This window comes from uncultured Psychroserpens sp., assembly GCF_947500255.1.
Taxonomy (GTDB): Bacteria; Bacteroidota; Bacteroidia; order Flavobacteriales; family Flavobacteriaceae; genus Psychroserpens.
In genome coordinates, this window is the sequence record NZ_CANMRL010000001.1 from 1,310,808 (window position 1) to 1,326,479 (window position 15,672).

Genomic DNA, 15,672 nt, shown 5'->3' on the forward strand with positions numbered 1-15,672 from the left:
TTTTTTTATAATTATAAGTCTTAATTAAAATACAGTACTCAATAAAATAATTGATAAGCTTATGCTGCCGAGGAGTAAAAACCACAATAACCAAATGTTATAGTGTTGAGGCGCATTTTTACTATTTCTTTTTGCATTTAAAACCTTTCTTTTTTTACCACTATACTGAATCCAGTTCTTGAAGTATATAAAAATACTTCCTATAACAAAAAGTACCCTTGCCTTACCTGATGATAGTGTTATCGAATTCATCTCATTTAAGAATGCCGATAGCAATACACCAGAAAGCAATAATAAACTACATTGAAGTGTTGAAATATAAAATAAGGCAATAGAGTTTGCTTTCTTTTTATGAGTAGGTTTATAATGCTGAAATACATTAAAGAAAAACGTTTCAAAAATGGTCATATACAAATGTATTGATAAAAGAAAAGCCACATCAATATTGATGTGGCTTTATTTATGTAAGCTTAATTTTTATTGCGCATCAATACTTACGAAATCTAATTCATAAGTTCCATCAAAATCAGATTGACCACTACCAACATATTTAAATGCGATATAAATTTGTCCAGATCCACATGTTAAATCTACGTTTCCAGATTCGAACCACTCACCAAAGAAATCACTGTCTTGAGTTACATAAGCATCTGTAATGATTCCCCAAGTAGCTGTTGTAATTCCAGCTTCAGTTCCATCCCAATCATTTGAGAATAATACTTCTAATGTACTACCGTCAGAGAAACTATTAGATGTTTCGAAGTTTAAAGTCACACCTGAGTTAGCATCAAGATCAATTTCAGGAGTAATCAACCAAGCTACTGTACTAGCATCACCTGAATTGAAAGAACCTACTCTTGCAGAAACACCTTGAGAAGAATTAGTTCCACCTTGTGTATAAGCTTCCCATCCTTCAGATCCAGCTTCGATAAAGTTTGTCCATCCGTTTCCTGAAATTAATGAGTTTGTAGACTGGCTTTCAAAATCATCTGCAAATAAATTATTCATTCCTGTTGTTGAAGCTAATCCACAAGATAATTCGATTGGGTCACAACGTACCTCATTGGTAAAGTTGATATCTTCAGGTGAATTAATAACTAAGGTATAAAATTCATCAAAGAAGTCTCTTGTTAAAACCCCGTCAATCGATCCTCTATTTGCAGGCAATAGAAGCGATTTAAAATCTGAAAAGGTACTTGTGCTTAATATTACAGATGAACTTGTAGCACAGCTCTCTAAAACACGTTCTCCATCAAATTGATCTGTGTCTTCTGCAGCAAATGTTTTCAAATCATCACCTAACACATCATTTCTATTAAATTGAACATCAGTTAAACGAATATATAAGCTTTCAAGATCATTTGAAAAATCACTAATACTCACTTCTAAAGGTACAATTGTAGCAACTTCTGATGTACGAAGAATAGTTTCAGACATTTCCGAAGCGGCAATTTTAGCCAATTCGTTTCCGTCTCGTCTTCCTATTTGAACAACACCATTATCAACAGCAACAGATAAGCCATCTAGTTTAATATATACTTTTCTTCCGAAGTCATAAATTGTAAATAAAGGATTTACATCAACTTGTACAACAATACCAGCTGTTGGGTTTTCAGCTTTATCTTGTAATACCAATTCTTCGAAGAAGTTTCCTCCTTCATCACTAGAGATTACATAACCTTCCATAAAGTTATTTGTCTCTTCAAAAGTGATAATATCTTCACCAGATTGGATTAGGTTACCAATAACAGCATCTATATCTATAATGTTTCCATTGATCACAGGATCTGTAACGTCAACATTAGGTGTGTCAAAATCATCGTCCTGAACACAAGCATTAAATACTAATAAGCTTAAAGCAAATAGTACGATTTTGTTTAAATTAATTGTTTTCATTTTTTTCTTTTTTATCTCATCCTCATTTGAGGATATTATTTTTGAAATTTACTTTTTTAGCTTTTTTTAGAATCTAAGGTAGACGTTTAAATAGTATGTTGTTCCATTTCCGTTGAAATAACGAGAACCAAACACTGGACCATTAGCTCTTGATTTATCTTCTAGCACACGATCATAAGTTGCTAGTCTTGATTGTTCAAATCCACCTGTTTTGTATTCTTGATCGAAGATGTTATTAATTGTTGCAAAGAATCCAACAAAATAATCACCTACTCTCCATGACTTTCCACCTACAACATTAACAAGTACATAGTCATCAAATTCTTCTTGTTTTAACAAACCTCTAGCAATGTCTTCATCATAACCAACAGCCGCTTGACCGTCAAAATCTGTAGTAAAGTTTGCTGATCTTGCTAGGTTACTTACATCTATATAAGCATTTGAGAAATAGTTTGTTGTTAAACCAACATTCCAAAAATCTGGATCACGATATTCAAATCCAATTTGATACGCACGCTCTGGACCTCCAGCAACATGGTAATCTTTAATATTTGTTGTGCCATCTCCAAAAGTTAATGGACCATCAAAATCATCACTTGTTAAATATAAGTTTGGATTGTTGTTGAATGTGTATTGACCAAAAGAAGCTGCTGCTTTTAATTTAATCGTTGGTGTTACTTGAGCTTCAATACCCATCTCTGCTCCAATATGTCTTTTTTCAACATTGGTAAGTACTTCTTGTACAAAGGCATCTCCAGTATCTAAACCTAGTCCAGCTAAATCTTCAGTAAAGTAGAAGCCGATATCTGTTCCGTCTTGGAATCCAGTGTAAAAACCAGTAAGTCTCGCTTTAATAATTGGAGATCTGAAAATGTAACTTGCATCTACAGACTGAATTTTCTCACTATCTAAACCAATAACAACATCATTGTTTTGTCTGGCATTACTGAATGAGTTTCTAATATTTGGTGCTTTAGTAAAGTAACTGGCATTAAAATCAATAAGATGACGACCTGTAACTTTATAAGTTCCACCAGCTTTTACACCATAATTAGAGAAGTCTAATTTTTCGCTTTTTCCAAAAGAACGTGCTCCTGCAAAGTTTCCGTTATTAAACAAACCATTTCTTTGGTATGTTGTTTGGGATATATTAGCACCTAAATAGAAATCTATTTTGTTGTATTTAAATTGAGCTTGTGCAAATCCAGTGATGACATTAGCGTCAATTTCATAATTGTATTTGTAACGATCACCTTCCTGAACAATTCTATTAGGATTATTTAAGTCACTTTGCGCTACATCTTCTAATGATTCGATAACATTTGAATCTTCTTCAGCAAAGAAATCTACATCTAAGTATCCTGTTCCTCCTAAAAGATCTTTTAGGTTAGCAAAGTTCTCACTCTTTAAGCGTCTATAGCTAATCGCAGCGTTTAATCGAACACGTTCTGATAGTTCAGAGTCTAAAATAGAGTTGATTGTAAATTGTGAATCGTCGTTTCTATCTTCTTGAATCGCATAAATAGAATTTCCACCTTGAGCTCTTACAGTAGCATTGGCACTGTATAATGCATTCCAATCTAATTGACCATCATTTCTAAAGTCTTGTTCAGCTAAATATGCTTGTTCAAAATCTGCAGCAGTAGGATTAGGAAACCTTAAGTGATAACTTGGTAAGTTTTGATAGTATGCTGGATCAGGATTTCTAGCACCACCTAGATAACTAGCTTGACCATTGAAGTTTACTAAACGTGTTCCTCCATTATCAATTCTAGTATTACCTATTTTACCAAATTGGTAAGCAACGTTTGTATTTAATTTTGTTTTAGATGAAATATCCCAAAAGTGATTTAACATTAAAATAGGTTCTTCTATTTCTCTTACTCTTGAATTTCTAATCTCTCCATCTTGCTCTCCCCAAAACGGGTTGTATTCTCTTCCTTTTAATGCAAGCACTTCATCTGTAATAGCCGTAGAACGACCACGTCTATTCTGTGCGTATATTCCAGTAAAGTTAATACTATGCTTATCGTTGATTTTCTTTTCAACAGCAGCAAAGAACGAATTCGAATCGTACAGTGTCCCATCTACATAACCTTCATCTCCGAAACGTCTAGAGGCTAATACAGAATAAGACCATCCGCCTTTAACTATTCCAGAATTATAACTAGCCATGATACGACCTGTGTAACTTCTGTTTGCCGATGCATAAGACACACGACCACCTTGTCGGTATCTAGATGCTCTCATTACAATATTGTTAGTTCCTGCAAGATCTCCAAAGGTGTAATCATTAGCAGACATTCCCATTGAAAATTCTTGATTTCTCTGAACATCATTTAATCCACCCCAATTTCCCCATTGTGGTCTACCTGTGAACTGCTTGTTCATTTCAATACCATTAATAAGAACTTTACCATTGGCGTTGTCTAAACCTCTTGGTCTAAAGAATGTTGCGCTAAAATCAAATGCTGCTGCACTTAAAAACTGATCTCTGGATGCTTGTAGTAATCCTGAGATATTATCTGTTAAACCATCATCTTCACTATTTAAATTATCATCAGAAATTGAAATAATGAATAAATCTGTTTTGTCACTAGAATCATAATCAAGTGTCATACCGCTTATATCTACAGTTTGACCTTCATTAACAACAATAGGATAACGTTTTGTAACATAACCTACTTTTTCAACTCTAAGTACTTGTTCTCCAAGAGGAACAATAGTTTTAAATTGAAATTCACCATTCGCATCAGTTTTAACAGATTGCGAGGTTTCTTCAATAGTAATTGTTACATCAGGAATAGGTTCTCCAGTAGTTCCATCTAAAACACTACCTTTTACGATAGTATCTTGAGCGAAGGATGTCAACACGGAGAATATTCCGAATAAAAAAATAAAGAAACTTTTTTTCATGCCTTATATTAGATTAATAATTCTTTTGCTCTAAATAACAGTGTTTTTAATTTATTTAAAGCGTGCAAATTTACATTATTTATAATAAATACATACTTTTGGCTCGACATTTGTAATCATCATAACGATAACATAATATTTAAACTATGAAACCACTACATTTTTCTTTAGCTATTATTTGTTTTTTAATGACATTTAATGGCTTTTCTCAAGATGAGAAAAAAGAAAAACGCTTTAAAATTCACACTGTAGCATTCTACAATTTAGAAAATTTATTTGACACTATCAATGATACGACTAAGTTTGATGAGAGAAGTCCTATAATGGAAATCAAGGCTGATAGAGAAGGTATTTACAAGAAGAAAGTCAATAACATGGCTAGAGTTATTGCAGATATTGGAGCCGATATCACAGGAAATTCTCCTGCTATAATTGGTGTTTGCGAAATCGAAAATAGACAAGTGTTAGTTGATCTTGTTAACCACCCATTATTATTACCTAAAAATTATGGGATTATACATTATGAATCTCCAGATGTTAGAGGAATTGATGTGGCATTACTCTATCAAAAACAATTGTTTAAACCAACAAGTCACGATTCTTTTGAATTATTAATTTATGATGATGTTAGTAGAAAGCGCGTCATTACTAGAGATCAGCTATTAGTTAGTGGTGAGTTAGATGGAGACCCTATACATGTCATTGTTAATCACTGGCCTTCTAGAAGCGGTGGAGAAGCTAGAAGTCGATCAAAACGTGTTGGTGCCGCAAAGTTAAATAAGCGCATCATGGATTCTATACAATCTAAAGATCCTTATGCTAAAATATTTACAATGGGAGATTTGAACGATGATCCTACAAATTCAAGTGTAAAAGATGTATTGAAGGCTAAAGCAGACAAAGATGAAGTAGATTTAAAAGGTATTTATAATCCTTTTGAAAAAATGTTTACTGAAAAAGGCTATGGTACAACAGCATATAGAGATGCTTGGAGTTTGTTCGATCAAATTATGATGACACAACCTATCATTAAGAAAGATGATTATTCGTCATTTAGATTTTATAAAGCAGGCATTTACAATAAATTATATCTTGCTAATAAAAGAGGACGTTACAAAGGCTATCCGTTTAGAAGTTTTGCCGATGGTGGATTTACAGGAGGTTTTAGTGACCACTTCCCTGTTTATGTTTACTTAATTAAACAAGTTGAAGACTAAAAAACAGATCACAATAAAAAAATGCGCTATTAAATTTTAATAGCGCATTTTTTTGTTAAAAGTTAAACCAATTGTTCCAAGGAATTCTAGATAAAATTAAAAGTAGCCCAATGGTGTAAAATATGGATAACATCTTAAATTTTGGTTTCGATGTTAATTTCTTTTTGTGTTTTGAGTAGCCTATGGTTATAAATACAACAGCTAAAATCCCAACAAATGGATGTTCTACTGCTAATAGTCGAGAAAAAGAATCTAATCCTCCCATACCATTATTTTGAATATTCTTAAATCCAAAAGGAGATGTAAAATATAACACCAATCCAATCAGTAATTGAATGTGAGTAACAATTAAAGTAAACAATGAAATTCTAAAATCGACAGCTTGAAATTCTTTATTTCCAAAAAACTTTATCAAGGCATTAAAGGTCGCTAGCACCACCATTACTACTACGAGGTAAGCCCAATAAGAGTGAAGCATTTTAACAATATCGTACATCTTTTATAGTTTAAAAATTACGAAAACAAAGGTAAGAATTTAATACAACTAGAAGTAGAAAGACACTGTAGACTCTCTAAACTCTTAATTAAGAGTATTATATGTAGCTCAACTTTAATATAATACCTTACTAGATTTTATTCTGAAATAGATATCTGTCGCTTTGCCTCATTACCAAATTCATCAACAACTGTAATAAGGTGTTTCCCTTTTTTAGGAAGAATAGCTAACTCATGAATATCCTTCGTTGTACCAACATAAGTCTGGTCGAGATACCAATAAATTGTAGCTTCAGGTTTTGAATGAGCAATTTTTAAAACAAGATCATTGGTTTCACCATCAAAATCTTTAGGAAGAAATACAGAGTTGTTTTTCTTAGGATAAATAAAATCCATGGTCAATTGAATATCTCCCATACAATCCATTCGCAATTTAGGAAGTGGTTTGTAAAACGGATTTTTCGTTTTGTAGTAGTGTGATTTTAACGGAGACAAGATAAACCAAGGTTTATGTTTGATATTGCTTAAGTTTTCACAAGAAGAATTCACTTGATAGGTTTCAGTAGCATCAACATGTGCTAAAATATGATAAGGGCAAGGAGCTGTCTTTAATCCACTAACTTGAATAAAATAATCTTCGGTTGTATCACAAATTGGAGAAGCACGATGACCACTTTTAGAACAGATACGTACGTTCTGCATCTCATCATAAGGAGTGGCAAACCAATCGCTATTTGGTAATAGGTCAAATACATCAAATAGTATTGGAGCCGCAGTTTGTACACCAACTAAACCTGGTCGACCTTCCCCATCTGCATTTCCAACCCAGACGCCAACCACATAATCTTTGGTGGTACCAATAGCCCATGCATCACGAAACCCAAAACTTGTTCCTGTTTTCCATGCGATTTGTTTAGAGTCATCGAAAAACTCCCAACTTTCGTCACCTTCAGGCCTGTTTACCTTTTTTAAACTTTCATAAGTGAGATAAATTGAAGCAGCATCAAATAAGGTTTTATCAGAAGATTTTGTTCCAAAGTCAACTGTTTCCGAAGCCATAAATGTAGGTTCTACAAATTCATTAGTATAGTATTCACTTGAGGTTTCAGAAAAATGATTCAACGTTGATGATAGTGCTGCATAACTTTTACATAAATCCCACAGATTGCTTTCGGCACCTCCTAAAATGAGTGATAGGCCATAGTGATTTGCATTGTATTTTAAATCTTTGAGATGTAATTGTTTTAGATATTGATGAAAACGATCTAATCCAAAATCTTGAAGCATTCTTACAGCAGGAACATTTAATGATCGAGATAAGGCACGACTAGCTGGCACGACACCATCAAATTCTTTATTGAAGTTTTCTGGATTATAACTTCCAAATTGAGAAGGAATATCAGCAACTAAAGTATGTGGTAGCAGGTCACCAGCATCTAGCATGGCAGCATATAAAAATGGTTTCAATATACTACCTGTGCTTCTTGGTTTATCTATAATGTCAACATCTTTTTGATGCGCTCGATCGGTTGGTGTATTCCCTATATAAGCCAAAACTTCTCTCGTATGTACATCTAAAACCAAAACCGACGCATTATGAATTTCATTTTGTCTTAAGAGATTATATTGGTTTTTCACAATAAGATTAATACGCTCTTGAAGTTTCATGTCAATAGTCGTTTGGATGCGTTCACCTCGATTTGATTTTGCAACTTTTTGTAGAAGATGCGGTGAAATTTGTGGTAGCGCATAAGGTTTTTGCGGTAGTTCTTCAGCAATTGATAGTTCGTAAGTCAAGGAATCTATGATAGCATTTTCTAATAATTTATGAAGTAACCTATTACGTTTATCAAGTAAACGTTGTTGATTTTTCCCTGGATAAATTAAGCTTGGCGCATTTGGTAATACGGCAAGTGTTGCGCTCTCAGCCCAAGAAAGTTGATGCGCATCCCTATTAAAGTAACGCCATGACGCTGCATCTAGACCTACTACATTACCTCCAAAAGGGGCGTTACTGCTGTAATACGCTAAAATATCGTCTTTAGAGTCTCGAAACTCTAATCGTGTTGCTAAAATGATTTCTTTAATTTTTTCGAGATAGGTTCTGGCTTGCCCTTTTCTAGACAAGCGAATCACTTGTTGTGTTAATGTACTTCCACCTCGTTTCACTTCACCAGCACTGAAATTGTCTTTTAGTGCTTTGAAAATAGAAATGGGGTTAAAACCCGGATGCTTATAGAAATACTCATCTTCAAATTGAATGATACAGGTTTTAAATTTTTCAGGAATACTGTCATTATGAGGGAAACGCCATTGTCCATCTGCTGCTATTTGCGCGCCAAGAAGTTCATTGTTTCTACTCGTGATGACTGTTGCAGTTGGGTCTTTAAATAAATCACTAGGTAAACAAAAAGCATATATAATTAGGAGTATTGCCAAAAGGACAAATCTCTTTTTACGTTGCTTTATATAATTAACTAGTTTCATTTATTTTCAAATTCGTATTCACGCTCAACTTTACAGATTCTTACTTTGTACCAACTGTACCAATCTTGACGTCCTTTTCGTTGAGCCGCCAAATGATCGGTTTGCAGTTTCCAACTTTTGATGGCGTCTAAACTGTCCCAGTAACTTACTGTAATTCCCAATTCACTTCTTGCGCTTTCAATGCCTATAAATCCTTGTTGCTGTTTGGCTAAGGTTTCCATTAGATCGGCCATTTCAGTATAACCTTCTGTGTTTTCAGAATGCGTTGAGGTAAAAATCACCGCGTAGTATGTTTTATCTGTTTTCATTTAAATATTTGAATAGTTTAGGGAATTCCTTTTTAAATTTTTTATTATCCATTTTGCCATCATAATCATTATCGCCATACTCTAAGCCGACATCAATAAGTCCTTCAAAACTTTTCTCTTTTTCTGGAAATTTCTTTACCATCTTGATGATATCATCTTCACCTAGTCTATAAATAATTTGTGTAATCACATAGCCTAAATCATAACTTCCACCTGCACCTCCATTAGGGGATTTTTTGAGTTCAATTAAAGCATCTGTGTTCTTACTTAATACTTTTTTTATCAAACGGATCATTTTCCTGTTTTCTGTATAACTCTGATGGACGTATAACGAATCTCCTATAACAATGCCATTGACATTATCAGTTGTACAACCCAAAAACAATGTAGTTATTGGAACAGATAAAACACAAAGTAGGGCTAATTTTATTTTAACTGATTTACTATTTTGCATGGTCTTTATCTGTGTCGTTGTTGTCAATTTTTTTTATAATCAATACTCGGCTATTGTCAAATCGTTGAATTTCTGATACTTTAATCGCTACAGGGATTCTGTCATTATAAATTGTGTCATTTTCGATTCTCAAGCTACCATTTTCATAGTTCCAATTCAAGGGTTCAGCTTTAGAGCGATCTATTCCACAAGAAAAGAGAAGTTGAAAAGTAAACAGTAAAGCAATATATGTTTTCATGGTCTTGAGTTTATTTTTTTACTTCGATCCAACGTCCTTTATTTCTCACAAAGAAATCATTATCATACATGGCTTCTACTTGAGTGCCTGGTAAATAATAGGTGCCAAGATAAGCTGCGTTAAGCATTACTGTAAATACTTTAGTACCATGTTTCCCTTTTGATGGTAAATCAAAATAGAAATTCACGCGATCATCTCTAATATCTGTATATCTTGCACTACTTGTTGTTGTATCACCATAATCTGTAAAACGTGTGTTTACAATTTCCCATCCTGAAGGGAAGATCTGTGTAAGTGCAACATCGTGTAATGACTGACTTTTTAAGTTGCTCACGCTAATTCTTGCGACAATATCTTGACCTTGTTGCAGCTTAGAAATATCTAGTCGATTTCCTTTTAGATCCTGATATATAACCGAAATACTTAAGCCGCGTTTCTCAGCTAACTCCTGACCTAATGGCAGTTTACCTGAATTTAAAACACGAACATATACCAAATTACTCACTGCATTGTCCAACTTTATTGTATTAGAACCATCGTTAACTGCGAGTTCTCGTTGCGCTATGGTACTTTTAGTGTCTATCGTTTCGGTTTTACCGTTAAAGGTATAACTGAAATTCATATTCTTTCCTCCATTGGCTTCCACCATTTTAGCCATAGCTAATAAGCTGTATGCAGTCGTTTGTGTACTCATCCATTGATCACTAGATAAATCTTTCGCGATATATTCTGATAGTTCTCGTGCTTTTTGATTTTTAGTAATGATCATGGTTTCTAGTGCCATAGCTCTGTTTCTATCAACCGAACCATACGTATAATAATTATGTTTTGGAGGTTTGAAATCGATGTTTGCTGTTTTTGATAATTGTGCGCTCGCTTCATTTTGACCTGCTAAGGCATAAGCTGCAGCTAATCTCCATTTAGCTTCATTTGAAATTTCGCTAAACTCACGTAATCTGTTCATGGAAGCTAGATCTGGACTTCCAGCTAATGCTAAAGTATATAAACGATATGCTTGTGCCAGATCTGAATTATAACGCCTATAACTTGGTCTCCAGTTTCTAGCAGCTTCTTTTTGATAACGTAACCAATTACTTTTGAATGTTAATGGTAAAACAAATCCTTTTTTTTCTGCTTCTATCATAAAATGCCCAGCGTAGCTTGTTCCCCAATCATTAGCTGCATTCTCTCCAATCCAATAGCTCATGCCTCCACTAGGACGTTGGAAATTCCCCAAACGCTTAATCCCATTTTCAATGTTTGACTGGATTTGTTGTCGTTTTTCATATTTCAAATCGAAAATATCGCTTAAGTATAATTGTGGAAATACGCTAGACGTGGTTTGTTCAACACAGCCATGTGGATATCGAATAAGGTATTCTAATCGTTTCGAGAAATCCATTGGAGGAAGCGTTGAGAATTCTACTGTTGCAGTATTTGTACCAGCAACGCCAAAGGTTGAAAACTGAAGGCTTTGTGATGCATTTGCTTCTAATTGGGTGTTTTCATATCTAGAGGTTATTGGGTTTGGGTTTACAACATCTAACTCGACCTTGTATGTTGATTTTTCACCATTTCCTGTAGCAATAACTTCAACAGTATTGATGCCTTTTGCTTTACTTACGTCTAATTCAAAATAAGCCATTTGTTCATCTGGTTTTGCAAAAGACAACTTTTGCGAGTTGTTACCAACTACAGAGATACCATCGCTTAATTTCAAGCTTAGATTAACATTTTTCACTTTAGGTTCCATAGCAAATACGGTCACAGGAAGTGTTACTTTTTCTCCAGGGCTGAGTTTTCTTGGTAATGTTGCCAAGACCATCAACGGCTTTTTAACTTCAACCGATTTATCAGTGCTTCCGTAAGCTTCTGTTTGATTATTTCCAGCCACAACCATTGTTCTCACAGCTCCAACATAGTTTGGCATTTTAATTTTATGTGATTGTCGTCCGCCAGCTTCAAGTTTAAAAGGCCCCAAATAGGTGACTACAGGTTTAAAGCGATTTGCTTTTTTGTTCTTGCCTTTTGCAGCGCTTCCATCACCACCAATGGCGAATACTTGATCTATACTTCCAGAGTAAGCTCCAATAACATCATCGAAAATATCCCAGGTTTTTACGCCAAGTGCTTCACGAGAATAGAACGTATTCCAAGCATTAGGTGTTTTGAATCGCGTTAAATCTAGCAGTCCTTCTTCTACCATGGCAATGGTATATGTCATTGGTTTTTTATTTTTTTCTGTAACATAAACTTCAAACTCTTGTTCAGGTCTTAATACACTTGCCATTCGTAATTCGGGTTCTAGAATGGTTTTTGGATCTTCAACTAGGATTGGAATGACACCATATAATCGTATAGGTAAATCGTTACTAGTAATAGCGTGAGGTTGTAATAAAGAGATGTTTACAAATACATTAGGCGCCATTTCCGAAGTAATAGGAATATTAACTGTAGTTTGTCCTTTTTTCGTTTTTACCCATTTATGTTCAATAACATCTGAACCGTTTTCGATACTTACCAATGCACGACCTTCTTGTCCTGATGGGAATTTAATTTTGGCCGTTTCACCAACAATATATTTGTCTTTATCAGAAGCAAACACCAACATTTTAGCAGCTTCCTTATCGTTTCCTGTTGACATACCAGACCAATTTCTGTAGAAGTAAGCAGTACGTCCAGTGGCATGACCACTCACTGGGTCATAAACTCTAATCAGATAACGTCCTCTATCATTTTCAGGGATTTTAATTGAGAACGAGGTTTTTCCATTGGCTCCAGTAGATACTTTTTGATTTAATACAGGTCTGTGGTAACGACTCGACACATAATTTGAAAGGTTATCGTAAGAGGAATTCCACCACCAACGCCATTCAATTTTGTAGACTTTAATTTCTAAGCTATCACGTTTTACAGGTTTTCCATCTTTATCAACAACTGCTAAGTCAAATGTTTGATTGGTATCTGTAAAGTAGGATCCATAATAATTCCCTTTAGGTGATTTTAATCCAACATAAGATTCATAAGGTGAATAGGTTTTTGTAAAAGCATCGAGAGAAAAATCACCACCATTTTCAAAGGCTCTCACTAAAAATTGTGCGTTGAGCATTCCTGGGGCATTTTTTCCAATATCAAGATTAGTCTTAACGGTTGCCTTTCCCTCTGCATCAAGATTACCTTCAAAAATATTAAGTTCTTCAGTATTGAATTGACGTGAAGGATCATTAAATACATAGCCTTTAAAGTTTTTGAAGTTAGTGTATGAATTGCTAAACTTGGCTTTAATTTCGGTTTTTATATTTTTAGCTGGTGCACCATGTAGCCACTTGACGTCTAGTGTTCCGTTAATGGGTTCATTACTAGAAAGTATCTCTTCTTCAAAATCAACTTTAATTTTGAGTCGGTTAGGTTTAACGGTTTCAACTTTTAATGATTTGTAGAATTGTGCACCACCAACAGAAACTTTGGCATTATAACTCCCTGTTTTTCCTTCGGAAACAGTAGGGACTATAAATTTGTAGAAATTATTGACATGATCGGAAGTTACACTCTTATAAATGAGCTTTCCGTTTGGATCGGTCACTTCCATTTTTACAGGGTGTCTTTTAGGAAGTTCATTGGCTTTGTCGTTAAGCATAAAAGTTAAGAATAGCGAATCTCCTGGTCTCCATACACCTCGCTCTCCATAGATGTAACCCTTAAGTCCGCGTTGCAATCTATTTCCAGAAACATCAAATTTGCTTAGCGATAGTGAATTTCCATCGGTAAGTCTTAAATAGCTTGTGTTATTTCCTTTAGATATAATGGCAAATGATGCAAATTTATTAGCGTCATGTGTTGCCAAACCTTCTCCATTTGTTGTAACAGTAGCGATTTCTTGTTGTTGAAAGTTATACAACTTAATTGTGGCATTAGCCTCTGGATTGGTACTCAAAATATCAGTTACTGCAAAGTAGTATTTGTTCCCAGCACCTTGTTTCACAATAACGCCTAAATTAGAAGCTAGTAAATTTTGAGCAATAATTTTATTGTCGCCATAATATGCATCGTGACAAGGATTATCACGCTGTCTCCAATTGTAAGTATAGTTTCTGTATCGATACGTACGATTGTCCCAATACTCTTGTTCTCTTAATTCGTCATCTTCAGTATTGGTATCGGCATATTCATCGTAGTAGTAATCTTCTTCATAATAGTAATCATCATATTCGTCATTTTCATTGAGTGAGCTGTCAGGATTAGCTTCACAATCATAAAGAGAATATTGTCTTGAGTAACTCAACTCGACTCTGTAAATGGCACCAGGATCAGCTTTAAAGTATTTAGAAAGATCGATACTGTAGGCTTTCCATTTTCCAGAATTTTCAGCAGAAGATTGTAATTGAATAGTTTGTTTGACAATACGACGACCAACACGTTTAATTTCGTTTTGGTTATTACTGCTCATCACATTATCTTGAAGAAATTGAAGTATATTATCTTCAAAGATTTTAATAACCCTCACATCTACAGCACTAAGGTTTACAGCTTCGAAATTAAATTTGAGATCATTAGAATTTGGCAATATAGTTCCGTTACTCACCAAGCGAACCTGTGGTTTCATTTCTTCAAATGAGATCGCTTCTGAAAATGGACTCTTTAGTTTGTAACCATCGGTATTTTTTATGCCTTGAAATACATCTACTTGAATATTTCCAATAAGCTTCGTGTCTGGATATACCTTTAAAACATTACCAACAACTACAAATTTTGGATTCTTTACATTTTGAATAGTGACCAATCCATCAAAGTTTTGTTGGGTTTTAATTGGGTCAGAAAAGTTAATGTATAGATACTGTTCAGGGGATTTATAGGTTTCAATATTTACAATTTTAAAGTTATTTATACCTGGAATTTGAATAGTGTTTTCGCCTTTGTTTTCTGCTTTTATAATTTCCCCATCCCATTGTATAACAATTTCAGAATCTTCAACCAAACGATTAATGCTATCGATTTTAAATTCGAAATATTTTGAGTTCTTTTCAACCTCATTAAAATGTAATTTGAGTTGCTTCCCATTTTGTGTTGCTTTTACCAATGTCTTAGCATCTTCCAACGAAATAACATCTGCCGATTTAATAACTGCTTCTAAGTGTTGCCATTTTTTACTGTATGACTGAAGAGCATTAGTAACGATGTTGAAGTTTGGTGTTATAGTTTTAAACTGAAATGTATAGTCTTCATAATCTTTAGGCATATCTTTGTAGATCTTATCAAGCTTTACGACCACAGTATATTCTGTTGCTGGATCCAAATACTCATCTGGTGTGAAGATTAAGGTGTGTTTATTAGCTGCTTTAAGTTTACCTTCGACATGAGGTGATATGCGAATAAGTTCATCATTAACCTCTTGATCCATATCCCAATTTTCTACATCATTAGATAGGTTAATAGTAATTGGATTGGCAACCGATTGCAAACCAGAAGTTGTATAACTAATATAGTCCCTAAACTTAAAAAGATTGTCAGTCTCCTGAGTAATTGGGTCTTTCTTTTTGCAAGAAAGAATGATAGCTAGACATAGAATGAGTGCAGAAAGATGTTTTAGTTTCATGGCTACAGAAATGTTTTATTGGTTTATATGATCGTTTCAAACCATCAATTTGATAGTTGAATACCATA

10 protein-coding genes are annotated in these 15,672 nt (G+C 34.2%); 1 reads left to right on the top strand and 9 read right to left on the bottom strand.

Annotated features, from left to right (window positions below; all coding sequences use genetic code 11):
• Positions 1-24 precede the first annotated feature (24 nt).
• From Q0783_RS05685 to Q0783_RS05695, 3 genes are all read right to left on the bottom strand, one after another.
• Positions 25-408 carry a hypothetical protein gene (locus tag Q0783_RS05685; RefSeq protein WP_298893906.1) on the bottom strand — a complete coding sequence of 128 codons (384 nt, stop codon included), beginning with the start codon at positions 406-408 and terminating at the stop codon, positions 25-27.
• Positions 409-477: 69 nt separating this feature from the next.
• Positions 478-1,896, bottom strand: a complete 1,419-nt coding sequence (locus Q0783_RS05690; RefSeq protein ID WP_298893907.1) for a DUF5689 domain-containing protein — start codon at positions 1,894-1,896, stop codon at positions 478-480.
• Positions 1,897-1,962: 66 nt separating this feature from the next.
• A complete protein-coding gene (locus Q0783_RS05695) occupies positions 1,963-4,812 on the bottom strand; it encodes a TonB-dependent receptor (protein WP_298893908.1) in 2,850 nt (949 codons plus the stop codon).
• Between the two features lie 146 nt (positions 4,813-4,958).
• Here Q0783_RS05695 and Q0783_RS05700 point away from each other — a divergent pair, with 146 nt between their 5' ends.
• Complete coding sequence (locus tag Q0783_RS05700) at positions 4,959-6,029, top strand: endonuclease/exonuclease/phosphatase family protein (RefSeq protein WP_298893909.1); 1,071 nt, start codon at positions 4,959-4,961, stop codon at positions 6,027-6,029.
• A gap of 55 nt (positions 6,030-6,084) precedes the next feature.
• Here Q0783_RS05700 and Q0783_RS05705 read toward each other — a convergent pair whose 3' ends face one another.
• The 6 genes from Q0783_RS05705 to Q0783_RS05730 form a co-directional block, all read right to left on the bottom strand.
• The gene (locus Q0783_RS05705) at positions 6,085-6,525 is read right to left on the bottom strand and encodes a hypothetical protein (protein WP_230934800.1); all 441 of its coding nucleotides are present in this window, start codon (positions 6,523-6,525) and stop codon (positions 6,085-6,087) included.
• Positions 6,526-6,662: 137 nt separating this feature from the next.
• Positions 6,663-9,011 carry a penicillin-binding protein 1C gene (pbpC, locus tag Q0783_RS05710; protein WP_298893910.1) on the bottom strand — a complete coding sequence of 783 codons (2,349 nt, stop codon included), beginning with the start codon at positions 9,009-9,011 and terminating at the stop codon, positions 6,663-6,665.
• A complete protein-coding gene (locus Q0783_RS05715) occupies positions 9,008-9,319 on the bottom strand; it encodes an antibiotic biosynthesis monooxygenase (protein ID WP_298893911.1) in 312 nt (103 codons plus the stop codon). Before Q0783_RS05715 ends, pbpC begins: the two co-directional genes overlap by 4 nt.
• Positions 9,306-9,773 (bottom strand): hypothetical protein, encoded by a 468-nt coding sequence (locus Q0783_RS05720; protein ID WP_298893912.1) that lies wholly within the window; start codon positions 9,771-9,773, stop codon positions 9,306-9,308. Before Q0783_RS05720 ends, Q0783_RS05715 begins: the two co-directional genes overlap by 14 nt.
• Positions 9,763-10,011 (bottom strand): hypothetical protein, encoded by a 249-nt coding sequence (locus tag Q0783_RS05725; protein WP_298893913.1) that lies wholly within the window; start codon positions 10,009-10,011, stop codon positions 9,763-9,765. Before Q0783_RS05725 ends, Q0783_RS05720 begins: the two co-directional genes overlap by 11 nt.
• 10 nt (positions 10,012-10,021) lie before the next feature.
• Positions 10,022-15,604, bottom strand: coding sequence for an MG2 domain-containing protein (locus Q0783_RS05730; protein ID WP_298893914.1), 5,583 nt, complete (start codon positions 15,602-15,604; stop codon positions 10,022-10,024).
• Positions 15,605-15,672: the final 68 nt, after the last annotated feature.

Bases quoted from the DNA above. Each gene is read 5' to 3' on its own strand.
- Q0783_RS05685 (WP_298893906.1), bottom strand. From the start codon at position 408: ATGACCATTTTTGAAACGTTTTTCTTTAATGTATTTCAGCATTATAAA.
- Q0783_RS05690 (WP_298893907.1), bottom strand. From the start codon at position 1,896: ATGAAAACAATTAATTTAAACAAAATCGTACTATTTGCTTTAAGCTTA.
- Q0783_RS05695 (WP_298893908.1), bottom strand. From the start codon at position 4,812: ATGAAAAAAAGTTTCTTTATTTTTTTATTCGGAATATTCTCCGTGTTG.
- Q0783_RS05700 (WP_298893909.1), top strand. From the start codon at position 4,959: ATGAAACCACTACATTTTTCTTTAGCTATTATTTGTTTTTTAATGACA.
- Q0783_RS05705 (WP_230934800.1), bottom strand. From the start codon at position 6,525: ATGTACGATATTGTTAAAATGCTTCACTCTTATTGGGCTTACCTCGTA.
- pbpC (WP_298893910.1), bottom strand. From the start codon at position 9,011: ATGAAACTAGTTAATTATATAAAGCAACGTAAAAAGAGATTTGTCCTT.
- Q0783_RS05715 (WP_298893911.1), bottom strand. From the start codon at position 9,319: ATGAAAACAGATAAAACATACTACGCGGTGATTTTTACCTCAACGCAT.
- Q0783_RS05720 (WP_298893912.1), bottom strand. From the start codon at position 9,773: ATGCAAAATAGTAAATCAGTTAAAATAAAATTAGCCCTACTTTGTGTT.
- Q0783_RS05725 (WP_298893913.1), bottom strand. From the start codon at position 10,011: ATGAAAACATATATTGCTTTACTGTTTACTTTTCAACTTCTCTTTTCT.
- Q0783_RS05730 (WP_298893914.1), bottom strand. From the start codon at position 15,604: ATGAAACTAAAACATCTTTCTGCACTCATTCTATGTCTAGCTATCATT.